This is a genomic window from Candidatus Viridilinea mediisalina (assembly GCF_002532535.1).
Lineage (GTDB): Bacteria > Chloroflexota > Chloroflexia > Chloroflexales > Chloroflexaceae > Viridilinea > Viridilinea mediisalina.
In genome coordinates, this window is record NZ_NQWI01000089.1 from 1 (window position 1) to 20,091 (window position 20,091).

The 20,091-nt window shown below is 58.8% G+C and carries 18 protein-coding genes and 1 tRNA gene; 17 read left to right on the forward strand and 2 right to left on the reverse strand.

Features of this window, described 5'->3' with window-relative positions; translation table 11 throughout:
* Together CJ255_RS23200 and CJ255_RS15805 are read right to left on the reverse strand one after the other, a co-directional pair.
* On the reverse strand, positions 1 to 223 hold a 223-nt coding region (locus CJ255_RS23200; RefSeq protein WP_217352463.1), incomplete at its 3' end, for a hypothetical protein.
* A gap of 385 nt (positions 224 to 608) precedes the next feature.
* A complete protein-coding gene (locus tag CJ255_RS15805) occupies positions 609 to 2,078 on the reverse strand; it encodes a LysM peptidoglycan-binding domain-containing M23 family metallopeptidase (protein ID WP_097645064.1) in 1,470 nt (489 codons plus the stop codon).
* 146 nt (positions 2,079 to 2,224) lie between these two features.
* Between CJ255_RS15805 and thrS the strand changes: the two genes are divergently transcribed.
* The 17 genes from thrS to CJ255_RS15895 all read left to right on the forward strand — a co-directional run bounded on the left by thrS (position 2,225) and on the right by CJ255_RS15895 (position 20,016).
* Positions 2,225 to 4,003, forward strand: a complete 1,779-nt coding sequence (gene thrS / locus CJ255_RS15810; RefSeq protein WP_097645065.1) for a threonine--tRNA ligase — start codon at positions 2,225 to 2,227, stop codon at positions 4,001 to 4,003.
* A complete protein-coding gene (locus tag CJ255_RS15815; protein WP_097645066.1) occupies positions 4,000 to 4,443 on the forward strand; it encodes a hypothetical protein in 444 nt (147 codons plus the stop codon). The genes thrS and CJ255_RS15815 overlap by 4 nt, the downstream gene beginning before the upstream one ends.
* Before the next feature lie 130 nt (positions 4,444 to 4,573).
* The gene (locus CJ255_RS15820; RefSeq protein ID WP_097645067.1) at positions 4,574 to 5,764 is read left to right on the forward strand and encodes a competence/damage-inducible protein A; all 1,191 of its coding nucleotides are present in this window, start codon (positions 4,574 to 4,576) and stop codon (positions 5,762 to 5,764) included.
* Positions 5,761 to 6,489, forward strand: a complete 729-nt coding sequence (locus tag CJ255_RS15825; RefSeq protein WP_245863480.1) for a DUF4013 domain-containing protein — start codon at positions 5,761 to 5,763, stop codon at positions 6,487 to 6,489. Before CJ255_RS15820 ends, CJ255_RS15825 begins: the two co-directional genes overlap by 4 nt.
* Before the next feature lie 350 nt (positions 6,490 to 6,839).
* Positions 6,840 to 7,526: a DUF4013 domain-containing protein gene (locus tag CJ255_RS15830; protein ID WP_097645069.1), complete on the forward strand. Its 687-nt coding sequence runs from the start codon at positions 6,840 to 6,842 to the stop codon at positions 7,524 to 7,526.
* Between the two features lie 8 nt (positions 7,527 to 7,534).
* Complete coding sequence (locus CJ255_RS15835; RefSeq protein ID WP_097645070.1) at positions 7,535 to 8,092, forward strand: CDP-alcohol phosphatidyltransferase family protein; 558 nt, start codon at positions 7,535 to 7,537, stop codon at positions 8,090 to 8,092.
* 217 nt (positions 8,093 to 8,309) lie between these two features.
* Positions 8,310 to 9,488: a pyridoxal phosphate-dependent aminotransferase gene (locus CJ255_RS15840; protein WP_245863483.1), complete on the forward strand. Its 1,179-nt coding sequence runs from the start codon at positions 8,310 to 8,312 to the stop codon at positions 9,486 to 9,488.
* A 309-nt stretch (positions 9,489 to 9,797) separates the two neighbouring features.
* Positions 9,798 to 10,154, forward strand: a complete 357-nt coding sequence (locus tag CJ255_RS15845; RefSeq protein ID WP_245863486.1) for a hypothetical protein — start codon at positions 9,798 to 9,800, stop codon at positions 10,152 to 10,154.
* 148 nt (positions 10,155 to 10,302) lie between these two features.
* A complete protein-coding gene (locus CJ255_RS15850; RefSeq protein ID WP_097645072.1) occupies positions 10,303 to 12,024 on the forward strand; it encodes a peptidoglycan D,D-transpeptidase FtsI family protein in 1,722 nt (573 codons plus the stop codon).
* Between the two features lie 133 nt (positions 12,025 to 12,157).
* Entirely contained in the window at positions 12,158 to 13,609 is a 1,452-nt protein-coding gene (locus CJ255_RS15855) for a S41 family peptidase (protein WP_097645073.1), read from the forward strand.
* 131 nt (positions 13,610 to 13,740) lie between these two features.
* Positions 13,741 to 14,505 (forward strand): SIR2 family NAD-dependent protein deacylase, encoded by a 765-nt coding sequence (locus tag CJ255_RS15860; protein ID WP_097645074.1) that lies wholly within the window; start codon positions 13,741 to 13,743, stop codon positions 14,503 to 14,505.
* Between the two features lie 194 nt (positions 14,506 to 14,699).
* Entirely contained in the window at positions 14,700 to 15,719 is a 1,020-nt protein-coding gene (gene trpD / locus CJ255_RS15865) for an anthranilate phosphoribosyltransferase (RefSeq protein WP_097645075.1), read from the forward strand.
* Between the two features lie 261 nt (positions 15,720 to 15,980).
* Positions 15,981 to 16,057 (forward strand) — tRNA-Pro (locus CJ255_RS15870).
* Between the two features lie 120 nt (positions 16,058 to 16,177).
* Positions 16,178 to 17,047 (forward strand): tRNA pseudouridine(55) synthase TruB, encoded by an 870-nt coding sequence (truB, locus tag CJ255_RS15875; protein ID WP_097645076.1) that lies wholly within the window; start codon positions 16,178 to 16,180, stop codon positions 17,045 to 17,047.
* A gap of 267 nt (positions 17,048 to 17,314) precedes the next feature.
* Entirely contained in the window at positions 17,315 to 18,739 is a 1,425-nt protein-coding gene (locus CJ255_RS15885) for a glutamine synthetase family protein (RefSeq protein WP_097645077.1), read from the forward strand.
* 107 nt (positions 18,740 to 18,846) lie between these two features.
* Positions 18,847 to 19,176 (forward strand): hypothetical protein, encoded by a 330-nt coding sequence (locus CJ255_RS15890; protein WP_124681971.1) that lies wholly within the window; start codon positions 18,847 to 18,849, stop codon positions 19,174 to 19,176.
* Positions 19,177 to 19,179: 3 nt separating this feature from the next.
* Positions 19,180 to 20,016: a class I SAM-dependent methyltransferase gene (locus CJ255_RS15895; RefSeq protein WP_097645079.1), complete on the forward strand. Its 837-nt coding sequence runs from the start codon at positions 19,180 to 19,182 to the stop codon at positions 20,014 to 20,016.
* Positions 20,017 to 20,091 lie beyond the last annotated feature (75 nt).

A 20,091-nucleotide genomic window follows, 5' to 3' on the forward strand; every position in this document is an offset into this window, starting at 1 on the left:
CCGCCGCCCGCGCCCGCGCCACCAGTGGAGCCCGCGCCGCCCGCGCCCGCACCGCCCGCACCACCGCCAGCCGAGCCCGCACCGCCCGCGCCGCCGCCCGCGCCCGCGCCACCAGTGGAGCCCGCGCCGCCCGCGCCCGCACCGCCCGCACCACCGCCAGCCGAGCCCGCACCACCGGATCCGGGGCCACCAGCCGAACCAGCACCACGTCCAGAACCACCACGTCCAGAACCACCAGGAGCACCACCGGGACGCCCCTAGCCTCAATACCGTAGCAAATAAGCTCGCGCAAAGCTGCAACGTCGCTAAGGGGTGGTTTCAGGGTACTTTAGGGAATTGGTTGCCCCGTTGCTTGGCCACCCTGAGCGAAGGTTCGTAGGAACGCTCCTGTTTGCGCCGTAGGGAGAGCCGACGTTAGTCGGCTTCCCATCGCTGCCAAAGACCTCAGCCGACTAATGGTCTTCCAGAAATTAATCCGGTGTCGCGGCACGGACTAGACCTGATAGATATGCCAGATCTGCGAGGTCTGGTTAGCGGATTATTTACTGGAAGACCATAAGTCGGCACTCCATCGGAGACCAAACTGTAAAGTAACTATGAACCATGTCTCAGGGCAAAAAACGCAACGGATCAACCGCCCGCCCGTTGATCTTGATCGAGAAATGGAGGTGGACGCCGGTTGAGAAGCCGCCGCCAGCGCGGTCAAAGGTGCTGCCCATGTGGCCAATCAGTTGCCCGGCTTCGACTTGGTCGCCAACGCTCACGATGGGCCGGGTGATCAGGTGGCCGTAGGTGGTCATGACGCCGCCGCCGTGCATGATTTTGACGCAGTAGCCGTAGCCGCGACACCAGCCCGCTTCCGAGACGCGCCCGGAGCGGGCGGCAACAATGGGAGTCCATGCGCGGTTGGCGATGTCAATGCCGTCGTGGAAGCCGCCCCAGCGCGGGCCAAAGCCGGAGGTAATAGCGCCACGGGCGGGCCAGACCCAGCGCGGCGGCGGGGGGGGGAAGTCGTTGCTTTCGGGCAGGGCGGCAACTTCGGCGGGATTGATTTCGAGTAGGTCTTGACGCACCCATGCCCGCGTGGTGCCGAAAGCGACAAGCAGCCAATCCTTATGGCGTGCGCGCAATGCTAATTGGCGGCCTGCGTCGAGTTGAAGCACGCGCACATGCTCGGTGCTTGGCCCGTTGCGTAGGTTGGTCTGATTGGCCAAAATCACCCCGGCTGGCTCAGGGCCCCAGCGGGCCAAGCCCTCGAGCCCCCCCTTGATCTCCAGCCACTCAGCGGGCCATGGGCGGGTGCCATTGGGCACAAAGAGCTCACTGCCAACGTGTAGGCGCAGGTCGTCACCCAAGCCATTGGGCGGGTAGGTCGCAATCGCTTCGGGGGCCACAGAGAAGCGTTCAGCCAATTGGCCTAACGTCTCACCGGGGGCTACGCGATGGCTGAGCCCGGGGGCGCGCGGGATACGCAGGGTTTGGCCAACCATCAGTGCGTCGCCGTAGTCAAGGTAGTTGGCCCAGATCAGGGTTTCCAGCGGCAGATCGTAGTGTTGGGCGACAGCACCAAGGGTCTGATTAGCCGTTAGCACATGGTAGCTCAAAAAGGCATCGGGCACCTCAAGGGGCCGTTGCAGCACAGGGGCATCGGGTTCGGGCTGGGCTGCGGGCAGGCGCGGTGTAGCCAGACTAAAGGCCATGATGGGCACCTCACCGGGGCAGTCGCTCGCTACCGCTGCTCCGTTCAAGGCCGATTCATCATGGCAGCCCCCAAGGGCTGGTTCACTGCTTGGTGCAGCTTCGTGAGCCAAGGCTGGCGCTTCGCTGAACCAATCGAAACGCAACGCAACCACCTGGCCGAGCAGCACAAGTGCCACAAAGCAGACCAGAGTCGCATGGCGCCACCAGCGCACCTTGGTATCCTGCGACAACGCCGAACGCCCCGCCGCAGTTTGCGTAGCGGGGGCTTGCGCTCTGGGCGCTCCAGCAAGCGTGGAGTGGCCACGGACGCGATCAAGGGCGGCACGCGCTGCGGCAGCACGGCGTACACGCGAAACTGAGGAGGATGCCGCTGCCATCAGGCGCGAGGATACACGCAGGGGGGCTGTTTGTCAACTTGACGCCAAGCCCGCTGGCGTGTACCATAACCCCCATCACCTTGCAGCGGCCCTTCGTCCCTCGTATGGACAGGGGCGTTTTGCGTTGAAGCTACAGAGGTTATGCTATGCCCGCCGACCCGCAGCGCGATCCCTACTACCGACTACGCCATTCACTGGCCCATGTGATGGCTCAGGCGGTGCTTGAGCTCTTTCCTGAAGGCAAGATTGCGATTGGCCCTCCGGTTGAACATGGTTTTTACTACGATTTTGACCTGCCCCGCTCACTTACGCCCGATGATTTGGGTGAAATCGAGACGCGTATGCGCCGCATTATTGGCGGGAATCACCCTTTTCACTACCGGGTGGTGAGTGCTGCTGAGGCCCGCGAACTTTTTGCCGATCAGCCCTACAAGCTTGAGTTGATCGCGGGGCTGGCGAGTGGGGCCGATGAGTATGGTGAGGTGCAGGCAGAGGCGGAAACGACCGTTATTTCGACCTATAAGCACGATACGTTTGAAGATCTCTGCCGTGGCCCCCATCTGGAACATACCGGCCAGATTGATCCCGCTGGCTTTAAGCTCATGAGCATCGCTGGAGCCTACTGGCGCGGCAATGAGCAGAATCCCCAGTTGCAACGGGTCTATGGCACCGCTTGGCATAATCAGAGCGAACTCGACCAATACCTCTGGCGGCTTGAGGAGGCCAAGAAGCGCGACCATCGGCGCTTGGGCAAGGAACTCGACCTCTACAGTATCTCTGAAGAAGTTGGGCCGGGCTTGATCCTCTGGCATCCCAAAGGGGCCATGATTCGGGTGATTGCTGAAGATTTTAGCCGCCAAGCACACCTCAAAGCGGGCTATGAGTGGGTCTTTTCGCCCCATTTGGGCCGCGCTCATCTATGGGAGACGTCGGGCCACTTGGAGTTCTACCAAGAGAGCATGTATGCGCCGATGGATGTTGATGGTGAACACTACTACCCCAAGCCGATGAACTGCCCGTTCCACATCAAGATCTTCCAGAGCCATATGCGCTCCTACCGTGACCTGCCACGGCGCTATGCGGAGTATGGAACCGTCTATCGCTATGAGTTGAGCGGGGCGCTGCACGGCCTCACGCGGGTGCGCGGTTTTACCCAAGACGATGCCCATATCTTCTGCCGCCCCGATCAGGTGGAAGAGGAGATTGGCCGTGCGCTTGAGTTCTCGCTCTATGTCTTGCGCTCGTTTGGGCTCAGCGATTTTACCGCCTACCTCTCAACTCGCCCCGAAAAGTATGTGGGCGCGGTTGAAGATTGGGAGCGGGCCACCGCTGCGTTGGAGCGGGCTGTCCAGACCCATGGTTTGCCCTACCAGGTAGATGAGGGCGGCGGGGCCTTCTATGGGCCCAAGATTGACCTCAAGGTCTATGATGCACTGGGGCGCGAGTGGCAACTAAGTACGATCCAGTTCGATTTTAACCTGCCTGAACGCTTCGGGCTTGAGTATGTGGGCGAAGACAACCAAGCTCATCGCCCCTACATGGTACACCGGGCCTTGATGGGCAGCATCGAGCGCTTCCTGGGGGTGCTGATCGAACACTACGCAGGCGCGTTCCCGCTCTGGTTGGCACCAGTGCAAGCCATGATCATCCCCATTACCGACAAGCATGTGCCCTATGCGGAACAGGTGTGTGAGCAACTGAAAGCGGCGGGGTTACGGGTCGAATTGGACCTCAACCGTGACCGCATGCAGGGCAAAATCCGGCGCGCCCAGTTGCAGAAGATTCCCTACATGCTTATAATCGGCAACAAAGAGCAAGAGGCGGGAGCGGTCGCTGTGCGTACGCGCTCAGGCGAAGATCTCGGCCCCATCGCTGTCGGTGCATTCATTGAACGCGCCACAGAAGAAGTCAAGAGGAACGTATGAACCTGGAGAGGGATGCGCTGGCGGAAGCGGCATTACGCTTCAGTGAGGCCATTCAGTCCGAGCGGGCCAGTACGCTTGATGCGTTGGCGAGTGAGCGCCAAGCGACGCTACAGATCATTCAGGCATTGCGTAACGAAGCCAACCGACGCTCCAAGAACTCCTCGACCCGCTTCACCCTTGGCCTCCTGCTCGGCTCGGCTGTGGGCGCAGGCGCGATCTACCTGATCAACCAGCGCACCAGCGAAGAGCTACGCTTGGGCCTCGTTGCAGACAGCAGCAAGCCCAGTGGCCCGCCGTTGCGCGAACGCCTGCGTAGCGCCATCGAAGCCGGTAAGCGCGCCGCCGCAACCCACGAGCAGACCCTCTGGGATGAGTATCGCCGCCATTTGGCTGAACGGGCCAAGCCCCCGCCGCCACCTCAAGACGACCTGTTGTTTTAGCCCCCGGCGGGGGTTTGGGGGAGGCTTCGCCTCCCCCAAGCAAACTTTTTTGTTCCGTGTTGGCGGCGAAGCCGCCAACACGGAACAAAAATGGGGAAACCCCCACACCCCTAAACCAAGTAGAAACACCATGAACGCAGAAATCATTGCCATCGGTGCCGAGTTGTTGTTGGGTACCACGGTGGATACCAACAGCGCCTATGTGTCGCGCCAGTTGACCGCTTGCGGGCTTGGGGTGGGGCGCGTAACGCTGGTGGGTGATGATCCTGAGCAGATTGCGGCAGCGGTGCGCGAGGGCTTGGGGCGGGCCGATCTGGTTATTTGTATGGGTGGCTTGGGGCCGACCCTGGATGATGTGACCCGCGAGGGGGTTGCTTTGGCCTTGGGGCGTCCGCTAGAATTTCACGCGGCACTGCTTGAGCAGATTGCGGCCCGCTTTGCCGCGATGAAGCGCGAGATGCCGGAGAGTAATCGGCGTCAGGCGTATGTGCCCGCTGGGGCGCGCGTTATCGAAAATCCGCGTGGGACTGCGCCCGGCTTTATTGTGGAGGATGAGGCTGGTACCGTAGTGGTGCTGCCCGGCGTGCCCTATGAGATGCGCTACCTCTGTGAGCATGCCCTCATTCCCTATCTACGGGAAGAGCGGGGAATCACCACGGTTATTCTGGTCAAAACGCTGCACGCGACCGGGTTGAGCGAGAGTATGATTGGCGAACTGATTGCCGATCTGATGAACCAGGAGAATCCCAAGGTTGGCATTTCGGCAAAACAGGCCCGTTATGAACTACGTATGAGCGTGCGTGCCGAGACCTACACGGAAGCAGAGGCGCTACTCACGGCGACGAGCAGTACGTTAGCCGAGCGGCTTGGTGCCAACCTCGTTGGTGCTGAACCGCTCGCTGCGACGGTGGTGAAGCTTTTGGCGCAGCGCAACCTAAGCCTCGCTCTGCATGAAGCGACGCCAGTTGCCCCCATCTTTCGGGCCATGACGGCGGTGCGGGGCGGTGCCGACGCAATCGCTGGGGTGGTGGTTCACCCTCTGGATCAGGCGGCTGATGAGGATGCGGCTGTGGCTTTGGCCCATGCCGGGGCGACCAATGTGCTTGGGCGCTGGCGGGCCGAGTTGGGCCTTGGCGCACAGCCCGTGAGCAGCCCCGATCCGAGTGGGCTTACGGCGGTGTGTGTGGCGCTGGTGACGCCCGATGGCTTGGTGCGCCAAGTGACGCGGCGCTACGATCTGCGACTGCCCGAGGGTTGGGATTTTGTTGCAACGCTGGCGCTCGATCTCATGCGGCGCTACCTTCAGGGAGAGCAGGCTTGAATAGTCCGGGCGGATCAAGCGGAGCATTGAGCCTGCGCGAGGCGCTGCGGACGGTTCACCGCGATCCGCGTTGGTGGTTGCACTGCTTGGGCTACGGGGCGCTTGCGAGTACGTTCTTTGGCTTGCCCCTTGCGGCGGGCTTTATCATCGAGAGCTACGACAATAGTAAACGTGGCTATCCCACCCCGTTGCCGCCCTGGACTGATCTGAGTACACGCTACCTCGCTGGGGTCTTTGCCCTCGTGATCGATTTTACCTTCTTTATCCTGCCATGCTTGATTGTCAGTATCTTGGCCTTCTGCAGCGGTTTCGCCCTCGCCCTCGCCTTGGGCGGCCCAGAGGGTCTGCTGTTGGTCTTTCTGCTCGCTGCCGCACTCCTCGCTTGCATGCTCGTGGTACTATTTATGCTCAGCGTTGCGCCAGTGGGCCGCCTACGCTTTGCCGATGAGGGACGCATTGAGGAGGCTTTGAGTGGCGAGACGTTGCGTTGGGCGTTGCATCAGCAGGCACGCACCATCTTCTTACGCGCACGGCTCACCTCGTTGCTGGCCTACCTGCCGGCGGTAGCAGTTTTGGGCCTTGGGCTATGGCTCAGTAGTGTCCAGGCACCAATCCTCGCATTGCTTGGGCTACTCTGGCTCTGCTGTTCGGCCATTACGTATGCTCATCTGGTGGTGGTGCAGCTCTATGTGGCGGCTGAACGTGAGGTGGGGAGGCGAACTTGATTTACACCACAGAGGCACAGAGGGCACAGAGTTTTTGATGGGAGCGTGCCAACCAAGGTGGTGATTGCCTTGCCATAATTTGCGCCATAGGTAGTGCCGACTTTAGTCGGCTGAGGTCGCAGGCAGCCCTCGGATGCCGACTAAAGTCGGCACTACGACGGTAAAGCTAAAAGCGCGTTTCTGAAACCAGCCTCTAAGGTAGGAAGTTAGCGATTCATGGGAAATTCCTGCGACAAAATGGCAAGTTTCAGCGTCATGTGTATGGAGAGAAGAAGCAATCGCGGCTAGCGGTACAACAATAACTATTTCCTATCTCCTCATTTCCTACTCCCTAGTTAAAGGAGCGAACCATGGATCTCGGCAAAGCCTTCTCCTATCCATTCGAGGATTCACAGTGGGCCACAAGTATTCTCATCTGCGGTGTCTTGATCTTTATACCGATCATTGGCTGGTTGATGATCGCGGGCTATGCGCTCGAGGCGGCACGGAATGTAGCCAATGGCAACCCCAGTCCACTTCCCAAATGGGACAACTTCATGGAGAAGTTGAGTTTGGGCTTCTATGGTGTGATCATTGGGCTCTTTTATAATATTCCGGTTATCGCAATTACCTTGCTCTTTTCCTGCTTCCCCATCTTTGGTGGTCTAGTTGGTGGTGATGAGGGTGCCGCCCTTGGGGTAGTGAGCATCTTCTTCTGCCTCTTCCCACTGATCTTCATCCTTGCGCTCATTGTCCAACCGCTTATTCTCGCTGGAACAGCGCGTTACTTGCAGACCAGCAGCCTGGGGGCGGCCCTCAATGTGAGTGAAGTTATCGCGTTGGTACGCGGCGACCTGGGTGGTTGGTTTGTACTCTGGTTGCTCTACATACTCTGTGGTCTGATTGGCCAGGCTGGGGGCGCCATCGTTATTGGGATTATCTTCACGCTACCCTACGCCCAAGCCGTCTTTGGGCATCTCTTGGGCCAAAAGATGATCCAGATGCAGGGTCAAGCGCAGATGGGTTATGGGACGCCCTATCCGCCGCAGCAGTACTAGAGGGAACTATGCGCCTGCGAGATCTGGTAAAAATGCACGAGTTGCGCTACCCATCCAACATTCTCTCGATGAGCCGCTTGACACTTGTGCCAATTACCCTGATACTACTACGTCAACCGGAGCGACGGCGGGCAGCAATGATCTGTTTGGCACTAACCATGCTCACTGATGCAATTGATGGCCCCTTGGCGCGCGCTCGTGGGGAAGTCTCGCAATTGGGTGAAGTGCTCGATCCCATTGCCGATAAATTGCTGCTTGATGGCGCAGCGGTTATCCTTTCGCAAACCCGTGGGTTTCCTTGGTGGGCAACCGGCTTGCTGATTTTTCGTGATATAAGTATCCTGCTTGCAGCCATCGTGGTCATTAAGCGTCGTGATCAGGTCACGGCTGCGGCCAGTGCGGGCAAATTGACCACGGTTCTGCTCACGGCGGCTGCGCTACTCTATGCCGCCGACGGGCCGCGTAGTGGTTACCCGGTACTCCTTGCGGCAATGGTGCCCTTTAGCATCTCGTTTGTCCAGTATGGTTACCGCTTCATCCAACTTATCCGTCAACCTCCAGAGTAACCGAGATTGAAGTGAGAGAACGGAGCGCCCGCGTTTCCGTAACTCATACCCCTACGATAGGGTGACGTACTAGTCCTTGCAACATAGGACTAGGGTCACCCCTTTGTGCTATAGATACCGATCTATAACCCATGGTAAGATGGATAGAGGGTGGTTCCAGCTTACCATGAGATGTAACCCTCGTCATGAACCACCCCCAACCTTGTAGGTGCCTCGTATGCACCAGGAGCGACTCATGGCCCCCGAACGAATTTCACGCCGTGTCCGCAGTATCCCTCCGTCAGGCATTCGTCGTTTCTTCGACATTGCAGCGACAATGCCCAATGTGATCTCACTTGGAGTTGGTGAGCCTGACTTTATAACTCCACCTGAGATTCGTTCCGTTGGCCAGCGTTCAATTGACCTGACCACTGCGTATACATCCAACGCAGGTATGCTCGAGTTGCGCGTCGCTGTGGCCAACCATCTACGCCGTCATTATGGCCTAGAGTATGATCCTGAAGAGGAGTTGTTGATCACGGTGGGGGTGAGTGAAGGCATGCTCAGCACCGCCCTTGCGCTGCTCAACCCCAGTGATGAGGTCTTGATCCCGGAACCCTGTTTTGTCGCCTATCCCGCATGTGTGCAGTTCGCCGATGCCCGTCCGGTCTATGTGCCGACACGGGTCGAGGATCAGTTCCAGGTGACTGGGGCAGCCCTTGAGTCGATGGTTACGTCCCGTACGCGGGCAATGCTGATTGGCTACCCCAACAACCCCACTGGTGCAGTGCAGACACCTGAACTGATGCAGGAAGTGGCTGCGGTGGCCGAGCGCCACGACCTGATTGTGATCTCGGACGAAATCTACGACCGACTCGTGTATGGTATGTCCCATACCTGTTTTGCAACCCTGCCCGGCATGAAGTCACGCACCGTTCTTTTGGGCGGCTTCTCGAAGAGCTATGCGATGACCGGTTGGCGTCTTGGTTGGATGGCTGCGCCCCCCGACATTGCCGAGGCGGTGCGTAAGGTTCACCAGTATGCCATTATGTCGGCCCCAACCATGAGCCAGCACGCGGCCCTTGCCGCCCTTGAGCATGGCGAGGCGAGTGTGCAAGCGATGGTTGCCGAGTATGACCGCCGCCGTCAGGTGATTGTCCACGGCTTTAACAGCATTGGGTTGCCCACCTTTGAACCCAAAGGGGCCTTCTATGCCTTCCCTTACGTAGGGCACTTGGGTTTCACGAGCGATCAATTCTGCGATCAACTGCTTAAAGAGGAACAGGTGGCGGTCATTCCGGGTGACGCCTTCGGGCCGAGTGGCGCGGGTTATGTACGCGCCTGTTATGCCACGGCTATGGATAAGATCGAAGAGGCGCTTGAACGGGTGGAGCGTTTTGTCCGCAAGATTGCGTAGGGAAGAACGGAAGAACAGAGGAACGGAAGAACGGAAGAACGGAAGAACAGAAGAACAGAAGAACAGAAGAACCACGCATTGTAAACTGAACCTCACAGGTTGGTTTGATCTGTGAGGTCTCGGAGGCTATCTGAAAGGGTTGGCGTTGGAGTGCCGGCTAAAGCCGGTACTCCAGCGTGTGCCCCCCGGCTTTTCAGACAGCTTCTCAGGGGAGTCGCTCCTTCATTCCTCCATGACGAGGCAGATGTACAACCAACCTAGCTGCCCAGGGTTCGCAGCGCCAGATCACCCATTGAGGAGGAACAAACCATGCCAGCCCAACTGACTAGCCCGGAGACCGAGCCGAAGCATGAGCAGCCGCCCACGACGGTGAATGGCGATGTGCGCTGTGCCTTGACCGGGAAGCAGATTCATGCAGATGAAGCCTACTGGGCTCCACCACTCGTCACGACGCGTGAGCTCATTACGACGATTTGGCGCACACTGCTCAAGAACCCTGGTGCTTTAGGACTTATTCTGATGGCTGAACAGCCCAATGTGCCCTATGCGCCCGATGCGCGGGCTGAACTTGGACGGCGGCGTAGCATGGAACAGGTGAAACTGATTGGCTTGCTCCTGCTGATTGCGGCGGTACTAGTAGTACCGATTGTAATCTTGGTGAGTTGAGTTGATTGTTGCTGAGAGGTGCGAAAGCCCGACTATGCATGCAATCAAGATGACGGACAAAGCCCGCATTGCGGGCTTTGTCCGTCATCTTGATTGCATGAACCGTATCCTCTCCATCATGTGATAGGTACCGCTGAAAGTATTCATTATGAACGTGCGTGTACTCCTACGCACAAGCGCATTACTCGTTGCGGTTGGGCTCATCGCAGTGGGCATCTTCCAGCCGATTGAGGCAGAGGGTCGTTGGCTGCTCTTCCTGTGGGCCGCAGCACCCCTGCTGGGGGTGGCGGCTTGGCTGACGGTACCGCCCACTGTGCCTAGCTTGGCACGCAACGTTGGTAATATTGGCCTGGTGATCTTGATCGGCTTTGCGCTACTCAGCCTCCAACTGCTGCGCCAGCAGGTACTCTATGCCGATACGATCTACCACCATGTTGCCGTGGCCGCCGATGGCAGTACGACCAGTAATGTGCGCCCTGTTATCAATTCGCAACGTATTTTGCGCGGACGTATGTTTGATCGCAAGGGCACCCTGCTGGCCGATCGTACCAGCGTTCAAGGCTTTGCCCACCGCACCTATCCTATTGCCGAACGCTACGATCCCGCCATCTTTGGCCATGTGCTGGGCTTTTTTAGCACACGCTACGGCCAGAGTGGGTTGGAGTCGTTCTATAATACCTACCTCACTGGCGAACGCGGCAATGAGTTGGAACGGCTGCGCGAACGTCTGGTTGGTGGCACGCCCCAGGGTAATGATCTGACGCTCACGCTCAATGCCGACCTTCAGGCGGCTGCCAGCGCAGCCCTGGGGGGACGGGTTGGTTCTGTCGTGGTACTCGATCCACGTACTGGCGCGATCTTGGCCCTCGTGAGTCAGCCGAGCTTCGATCCGCGTGGCCTTACCTTTAACCCCGCTGCTGCCAGTTGGGAGGCCGAGAATCTGCGGGTGAGCCAGTATTGGCAACAACTCATTGCCGATGGCTCGCAACAGCCCTTAGTGAACCGGGCCACCCAAGGACTCTATCCGCCCGGTTCGACCTTTAAGAGCCTGACGGCGATTGCGGCGCTTGAGTATGCGGCTGAGGGTCAGCCTGATACGATTACCTGCCCCAACACCTTCTTGCCCCAGCCCGATGCACCCCCAATTGTCAATGCTGTCCCCAATCTGGCAGGTTTAACTGGCGACCCAAGCGACCTTGAGCGGGTCTTTGCCTATTCATGCAATACTGCGTTTGCCCAGTATGCGCTGCGCCTCGGCCCAGAGCGGATGAGCGAGATCGCCCGCCGCTTCGATATTCTGCCGCCACAACGGGGGACGACCAACTACGCTGGCTTTCGTGAGCTACCCACAGCCCAGAGCCTGCTCTATGTCGAACCGGGCTTCCTCAATATGCCGCGTGCCCTCGCCGATACCGGCTATGGCCAAGGTCAACTGTTGGTGACCCCGCTGCACATGGCGCTGCTGACCGCCGCAATTGGCAATGAGGGCGTGATGATGCAACCCTACCTTGTGCAGCGCATCACCCGCCCCGATGGTGGGCAGATTACCAGCCATGTGCCTCGCCCGATCCGGCGCACGATGGATACCAATACGGCACGGATTATGGTACAACATATGGGAGCAGTTGCTGCCTATGGCTTTGGGAGTAGTGTAGATAATTTTACCCCGGCTGGGGTTACGGTTGGGGGCAAATCGGGCACCGCCGAGCATGTGCCGGGTGCCCGCCCCCACGCTTGGTTCATTGCCCTAGCCCCCCTTGAGGCGCCCCGCTTCGCGGTTGCTGTTATGGTTGAAAGTGGCGGCGAAGGGAGCAGCGTCGGCGCTGAATTGGCCGGACGGGTACTAGGGGCCGCTTTTGCCACAGAGTAGAGCGCAGATGAACAGATGGACAGATGAATATCTGAACAGATGAACAGATGGACAGATGAACAGATGAACAGATGGACAGATGAATATCTGAACAGATGAACAGATGAACAGAGCGCAGGTAAAGAGAAAACAGATGAACAGGGTATTATGTGTTGTCATTGGAAGCCTTGTGGTTCTCTGCTTGGTTGGTTGTGCTGGATCAGCCCCGGCTGCACCTGCCCAACTCCTTGAGCCAACGCTGGTTGCGTTGGCCACGGTTGAACCGGCTCCGCTGGCCCCCACCCCTGCGCTAACGCCGACAGCGGGGGTAAGTGTGAGCCCCACCGTGCTGCCGCCAAGCGCTGAACCAACTCAGCCTGCATTGGCCACAATGACCCCAGCGCCCCCTACGTTTGAAGTAACCCCTACAACGGTCGTTACCGTTGCCTCTTCGATCTACATTGAGGCTCCAGATCCGCCTGAGCTTGATCTCGGTCTGCGCCAGCAAATCTTTTATGAAGTTTGGCAGATCATCAATACTAACTATCTCTACACCGATTTCGGGGGTGTAGATTGGGGAGCGGTGCGCGAAGAGTTTGAACCACGCATCGAGCAAGCAACGAGTGATGAACGCTTCTACCAAGAGATCGAAGCGCTGGTTGCGCGCCTCGACGATCAACATTCGCGCTTTTTGCCGCCCCAGGCCGCCGAACGTCAGGATATCCTCAGTAGTGGCCGTGAAGAGCAGGTTGGGATTGGCGCGATCTACCGCGACTTTGGCGATGGGTTGCTGCTTCAGCAAGTCTTTCCTGGTGGCCCCGCTGCCCGAGCCGGTCTGCAACCACGTGACCGCATCGTGGCGATCAATGGTAACTTCTACCGCATGGGTAGCCTCGAAGGGCGCGAAGGCAGCGAAGTACGCCTGACGGTCGTGCGCCCCGATGAGCCGAACCGCGATATTGTGCTTACCCGTGCCCGCATCGAGGGCCAGATTACCCCGTTGGCACAGCGCTTGCCGGGAGAGATAGGCTACCTCAAGATTACCACCCTCTGGGTGAGTGATATGGACAAACAGGTTGGTGCTGCACTTGCCGACCTGCTTGAAGCACAACCGTTACGCGGCATGATCATTGACCTACGCAGTAATCCTGGGGGCTGGCGCAGCGTGATGCAAGGCGTGTTGAGCCATTTTACCCTGGGTGAAGTTGGAGCTTTTACGAGCCGCCACGGTGCAATTGAACTCAACATTGCCTCCATTGCTGACCCCGATATGCGCGGCATTCCGCTGGTAGTTCTCGTAGATCAACGTACAGCCTCATATGCTGAACTTATTGCTGCAATCCTACAAAGCCAGGCTGGTGCGATGGTACTCGGAATGCCAACCGCAGGTAACACCGAAACCATCTATTCCTACGAACTCACCGGCGGCGGACGGCTCTGGGTGGCTCAGGAGGGTTTCATCCTGCCTGATGGACGTGATCTTGAAGATGTTGGGGTACAGCCCGATCTTGCGCTACCCGAAGATTGGACCCACTTTAGTGAAGCGAATGATCCCGGTATTACCACGGCCTTGCGTCTGTTAAGCCCCCAAGCAGGAGGTAACTAAGAAGCTGTCTGAAAAGCCGGGGGCACACGCTGGAGTGCCGGCGTTAGCCGGCTGAAGCCGGCACTCCAACGCAAAACCATAGACTTTTCAGACAGCCTCTAAGGGGTCCACGCATTGAAAGGAGCTTCCCTATGAGCGCAAGCGCACACCTCGAACACGCAGCAGAACTCGTAGCGCAGGCGTGTCGTATTGTTGCGCTAACCGGAGCTGGCTTTAGTCGCCCCTCTGGTATTCCCGATTTCCGTAGCCCCGATGGCCTGTGGGCCAAGAGCGATCCCTCTGAAGTGGCTTCATTGCGGAGCTTCCGGCGCAATCCCGATCATTTCTATGCTTGGTTGAATGGTCTCCTCGATCCCATCCTTACGGCCCAACCAAACCCGGCCCACCTCGCCCTCGCCGAGCTTGAGGCTGCCGGGAAGCTCAATGCAATTGTTACCCAAAATATTGATGGCCTCCATCAGCAAGCCGGATCACGCCGCGTCTTTGAATTGCACGGGCATCTGCGTAGTGCCACCTGCCCCGATTGTGACCGCCAGGTGCCCACTAAGCCGCTGCTGCCCAATATTCGCAGTGGGCGCGCCCCGCGCTGCAACTGCGGCGGCACCTTCAAACCCGATGTTGTCCTCTTCGACGAAATTTTGCCCCCAGGCATCTTCTGGCTGGCCCATCAAGCCATTGAACAGTGCGACCTGCTCATTGTGGCGGGCACGGCCCTCGAAGTTGCGCCCGTCTGCGACCTGCCCCTCTTCGCTACCCGCCGTGGCACCAAGGTGATCATCGTCAATTTTGAGCCGACCTACCTCGATCCTATGGCCAGCGTCATCCTGCGGGCCGATGTGGCGAGCGCCATTCCCGCCCTGGCCCGCGCCGCGCTCTATGAGGCGGTTGGATCGTAAGGGAGATTCGTGGCGACTTTACCGTTTGCGAGGACGCGAGGACGCGAGGACGCGAGGACGCGAGGACGCGAGGACGCGAGGACGCGAGGACGCACACATCCTCACAGGCGCATGACTCCCAACATCAAAACCTCTGTGTCCTCTGAGCCTCTGTGGTGAATACTCTGTACCTCAATCTACCTCTCGGAGGATGCATGGAGATTCGTGAAGCCCTAAGCCAGATTGTCGCCGGACGTGACCTAGAACAGCACGAGGCCGCCGCTGTGATGGAGAGCATCATGAGCGGTGGGGCCACCCCCGCCCAGATCGCTGCGTTGCTCACGGCTTTCCATTTGAAGGGTGAAAGCGATGCGGAGATTGCCGGTATGGCTGAGGTGATGCGCCAGAAGGCCACCCCGGTTGAGTTTGATGGGCCGGTTACCGATACATGTGGCACTGGTGGCGATAGTTCCCATAGCTTCAATATTAGTACCGCTGCGGCCTTTGTTGCTGCCGGGGCGGGGCTTGTGGTGGCCAAGCATGGCAATCGGGCTATGTCGAGCCGCTGCGGCAGCGCCGATGTGCTTGAAGGGCTGGGGGTCAAGATTGACCTTGATGCCGCCGGAGTGGCCCGCTGTCTGCGTGAGGTGGGGCTTGGTTTTATGTTTGCCCCCCAGTTTCACCCCGCGATGCGCTTTGTGGGGCCAGTGCGCCGCGAAATTGGCATTCGTACCGTCTTCAACCTACTTGGCCCACTCACCAATCCGGCTCGCGCCCAACACCAGGTTCTCGGTGTGCCTACGGTTGCACTGGCCGAAAAGCTCGCCCATGCCCTCAGTCGCATGCGGATTGTCCATGCGCTGGTGGTGCATGGCGATAGCGGTGTGGATGAATTGAGCCTCAGTGGCCCCAACCTGATCTTTCGGGTACGCGCCGATCAGCCGCCCGAATGGAGCGAACTGCACCCCAAGCAACTCGGCCTCCCATCCGCCCCGCCTGAAGCTCTGCGTGGTGGCGATGTGGCCACCAATGTGACGATTGTGCGCCACATTCTCAATGGCAGCGACGACGGCCCCCGCCGTGATGTTGTTTTGCTCAACGCCGCCGCTGCGCTCGTTGCAGGCTATAAGGCCCACGACTTCGCTGAAGGGCTCGCCCTAGCGCGCCAGAGCCTCGCCGCAGGCCATGCCTATGATCGCTTGGAACGCTTGATTGCGGTAAGCCAAGCGGTGTAATACCAAATTCGATAGCCGATAGCCGATAGCCGATAGCTGATAGCCGGACATAGCGTACCAATGCGCTTGAATATCATTAGGCATGCGGTATGTTCAAGGGTAATTGGTATAAGCCCAATTTACCGTTGAACATGGCTAAAGCTCATTGAGACGCCATGTTCGGCAATCTGCAATCTGCAATCTACAATCTGAAATGGTATTTCAGGCTGGAGCAGATTTCCCCTTGACATTCCGCCCGCTTGCTGCTACCCTTAGCGCAGTCGGGGCGTGGCTCAGCCCGGTAGAGCACCGCGTTTGGGACGCGGGGGTCGTGGGTTCAAATCCCTCCGCCCCGACCAAAAGAATCCTACGGGGTTCATGACGCCGGAGGTCAACGCCATAGCGCGTTGGCACCGGCGTTCTTCCGTTTGCCTAATTCGACAATCAACAATCTACAATCTACAATCTGAAATGGTACTATGCACGGTTTTCTCAATATCAATAAGCCCAGTGGTCTCACCTCGCACGATGTGGTGGCCCAAGTACGCCGCCTTGTGGGCCGAGGGGTAAAGGTGGGGCACGCTGGGACACTCGATCCCGCAGCGGTGGGCGTCTTACCCATGGCGTTGGGTTCGGCCACCCGCCTGATTGAGTACCTCGCTGCGGCCCGTAAGGGCTACCAGGGCTTGGTGCGCCTGGGTAGCACCACCGCTACCGATGATACTGAAGGAGCCATCCTCGAAACGCGCCCGGTTCCCCCGTTTACCGATGCCGAACTTGAGGCTGCGGTTGCGCCGCTGCGCGGCGAGATTATCCAGACGCCCCCACGCTACGCGGCGCTGCGCCAAGGGGGCCGACGCCTCTATGTGCTGGCGCGGAGTGGTCAAACGGTTGAGCCTACGCCACGCCCTGTGCTGGTCGAGCAGCTTACCTGGCAGCGCGAAGCCGCAGATCTCCTGAAGATCGACGTTGTCTGTGGCAAAGGCACCTACATCCGTAGCCTCGCCCGCGATATTGGCAGCGCCCTGGGCTGTGGTGCCCACCTCGCTGCGCTGACGCGCACCTTTGTTGAGCCATTTTATATCGAAGCTGCGCTGAACCTAGCCACCCTCCAAGCCCGTCCAGAACGGTTGGCTGAAGCGTTGTTGCCCCCCGAATATATCTTGGCTGCATGGCCCGCTGCCCACCTTGACGAAGCCCTAGCCCGGCGCGTGGCCAATGGTATGGCCGTTAGCCTACCTCCGCTTCCTGGCGATCAAGCCCGCGCCCATGGCCCCGATGGGCGCCTCCTAGCAATCATACGCCGCTCCGGTGCCTATTGGCAGCCAGAAAAGGTTCTGATGCAGTAGCGATGGCGATGTTATACCATGTACGATTGTAGATTGCAGATTGCAGATTGCAGATTGCAGATTGCAGATTGCAGATTGCAGATTGCAGATTGCAGATTGCAGATTGCAGATTGCAGATTAAGGCAGCGCAGTTTTGTTGCGTTCCTTTGCGTTCTTTTCGTGAAACCTCACTGAGACCTCACAGGTCTGCTAAACCTGTGAAGTCTGATGCCTACTTCCTACTTTCCTACTTCCTACTTTCCTAACAACAGAGGAGCCTCTACACCTATGTCCGCTTCATTGCGCGATTTCTTGGAGATCACCTACGACGAGTTGGAAGAACTGAATCTGGCGGTCAAGCAGCAGCGCTCGGACCGCGTCCCGCTGGAGCAGTTGCGTGAAGAGCGCACACGCTACCTTACCGATGAGCGCCGCATTAAGGCCGTCTCGGTCTGCTTTGCCGACCTTGAGGGGCGCTTGCATATGCTCGATTATGATAAGAAGTTCCTGCTCTCGTCTGATACGAATCTCACCTTTGATGGCTCCTCGATTCGCGGCTTCTCGCGCCAGACCGAGAGCGACCTACGGCTGGCTGTGGATTGGTCGGCCTTCTATTGGCTGCCTTCTGATGTCTTTGGTCCCGGCAAGGTGCTCGTCTTTGGCGATGTGCTAGAGCGCGATGGCACACCCTACGGGGCTGATATGCGCGCCCGCCTCAAAGCCTTGACCCAGCAACTCTACGAGCGTGATGGCTTGGTCTGTAATGCGGCCAATGAGATCGAAGGTTTTCTCTTCAAAGGGCGGAGCGCCGAACAGCGTTTCCGCGAGACCGACCGCTTTGAGTTGGTGAGTACGGGTGGCTACTACCATACCCTGCCCAATGATCCGCTTCGCATGTTTATTGATAGCGCCGCTGAGGTACAGCGAGCCATGGCTTTCAATAACGAGAAGGATCACCCCGAAGTGGCCCCGTCTCAGTTTGAGATGAACTACTCCTACGCCGAGGCGACGATTGCCGCCGATCAGGTACTGCTCTATAAGCTCATCTGCCGCCAACTGGCCCATCGCCTCGACATGACCGCCAGCTTCCTGCCCAAGCCGGTCACCGGCGTGAATGGAAGTGGCATGCACACCAATCTCTCCGTCATGCGCGATGGCACCAACCTCTTCTACGATGCCACTTGCAAAGATGAACTCTCGGCCTTTGGCTGGCAGTTTGTCAACAACATTTTGGAGGTAGGGCAAGATCTCTGTCTGATTCTCAATCCAAGCGTGAACGCCTACCGGCGGCTTGATCCCAACTACGAGGCGCCTAATCAGATCAAATCCTCCGCCAGTGATCGGAGCTCGATGATTCGGATTCCGATCTTCAATGCCAAATCGGCACGCATCGAGGTGCGCTCAATCGCACCGGATGCCAACCCCTACATGGCAATCTACGCCCTCTTGCACAGTGGACTCCAGGGCAGCGGGCGCAACCGCACCCCTAGCGGCCTTGAAATCCTGCCCGATAATATCTTCGACGCAATTGAACACTTCCGCAGCAGCGCATACACCACCACCCTCTTTGGCGCAGCGGTGAAACAGCGCTTTATCGAAACCAAACTCGCCTCTGCTGAACGCTGCCCGCGTCGCTTGGGCACCGTCATCAAGCGCGCCGAGGTTCAGTTCCACCATGAGGTGACCAACCAGCAGCTTTGGAGTCTGTTTTAAGGCCAATACCTTCTACGGTAGAGGGCTGGCGTTGACCACCGCTGCTGCTCTGGGCGATCTTTACGGGCCTGTCGCTGGTTGGGGCGTGTGGCTTGCTGCTGCTTGGCATGCGGCAAGAGCAGGCTGTGGGCCTAGCGACGTTGCTTGTCAGCCTGTTGGTGCTGTGGTGGAGTTATGATCCTACGCCGTTGCTCTCATGGTTGCGCGATCTGGTCAGCTTCTTTGATCCGTTGCTCTGGCGCTGGTGGCTTGCTATCCAAGCGCTGGCCTTCGCGGTCCTACCGCTCACAGCGGTAGTGCTACGGGCGCTGCCCTTGGCGGGGTATCCTTGCGATTTTCTCACGGTGGAGGAGGGGTGGTCGTTTGGTTGGATGCGCTCCATCCGCTCTATCGCGTTGATGAGTAGTGGCTATTGCCCCCTTCGTAAGGTTTTGTAACCTATGCTATACACAACTCTCGAAGCGGCCATTGAACCTTGGCTGCAACATATGACCTGGCGGCGCGACTATGCGCAGTGGCGTGAGCGGCGTATCAATCAGGAGCAGTACCAACGTGAGCGGCTGGGTATGCTGCGGGATGCGGCGGGGCCGCTTGGCGGGTTGCGCCTGCTTGATCTTGGCGCGGGCATGGGTGGCTTTGCCGTCGCAGCGGCGCTCGCGGGTGCCAAGGTAACGGCTGCGGAGTATAATCCGGCCTATTGCCAGATTATTGCGCTGCGTGCCGCCCGCTATGGCCTGACGCTGCCGATTCTCAATACGGCGGGCGAGGCGCTGCCGCTGCCGACGGCGGGGTTTGATGCGGTAACCGCGTGGGATGTCTTGGAACATGTGCGCGATCCGCAGCAGGTTCTGTGTGAACTCGCCCGCGTGGTGCGGCCCGGTGGTGTTGTGCTGCTCACCGCGATCAACCGCCGCGCATGGATCGATCCCCACTACCACATGCCCGCAATCAACTGGTTGCCGCGCCCGCTGGCCGAATTGCTCATTGCTTGGCGTGGGCGCACCAAGGCGGGCGTCGCCTTTCGTGATATGCAACGCCTCAGTGAGATGCACTATTTTCACTATGCACAATTGGTACACTTGTGTGAAGCGTTGGGCTTTCAGGTGCGTGATCTACGCGAGGAGCAGTTGCAGGCCGGGCGCTTTGTAAGCCGCAAGGTGAGCCGTCGTGCTATCCGCTTTGCCTTGCGTGCGCTGGGCCTTGAGCGGCTGGCCTACCGCGCCCAGCGCCGCTGGTATGTGGGGATGTTTGAGTTGGCGCTGGTGCGCGTGGGGTGAGGCGAGGAGGCGAGGAGGCGAGGAGGCGAGGAGGCGAGGAGGCGAGGAGGCGAGGAGGCGAGGAGGCGAGGAGGC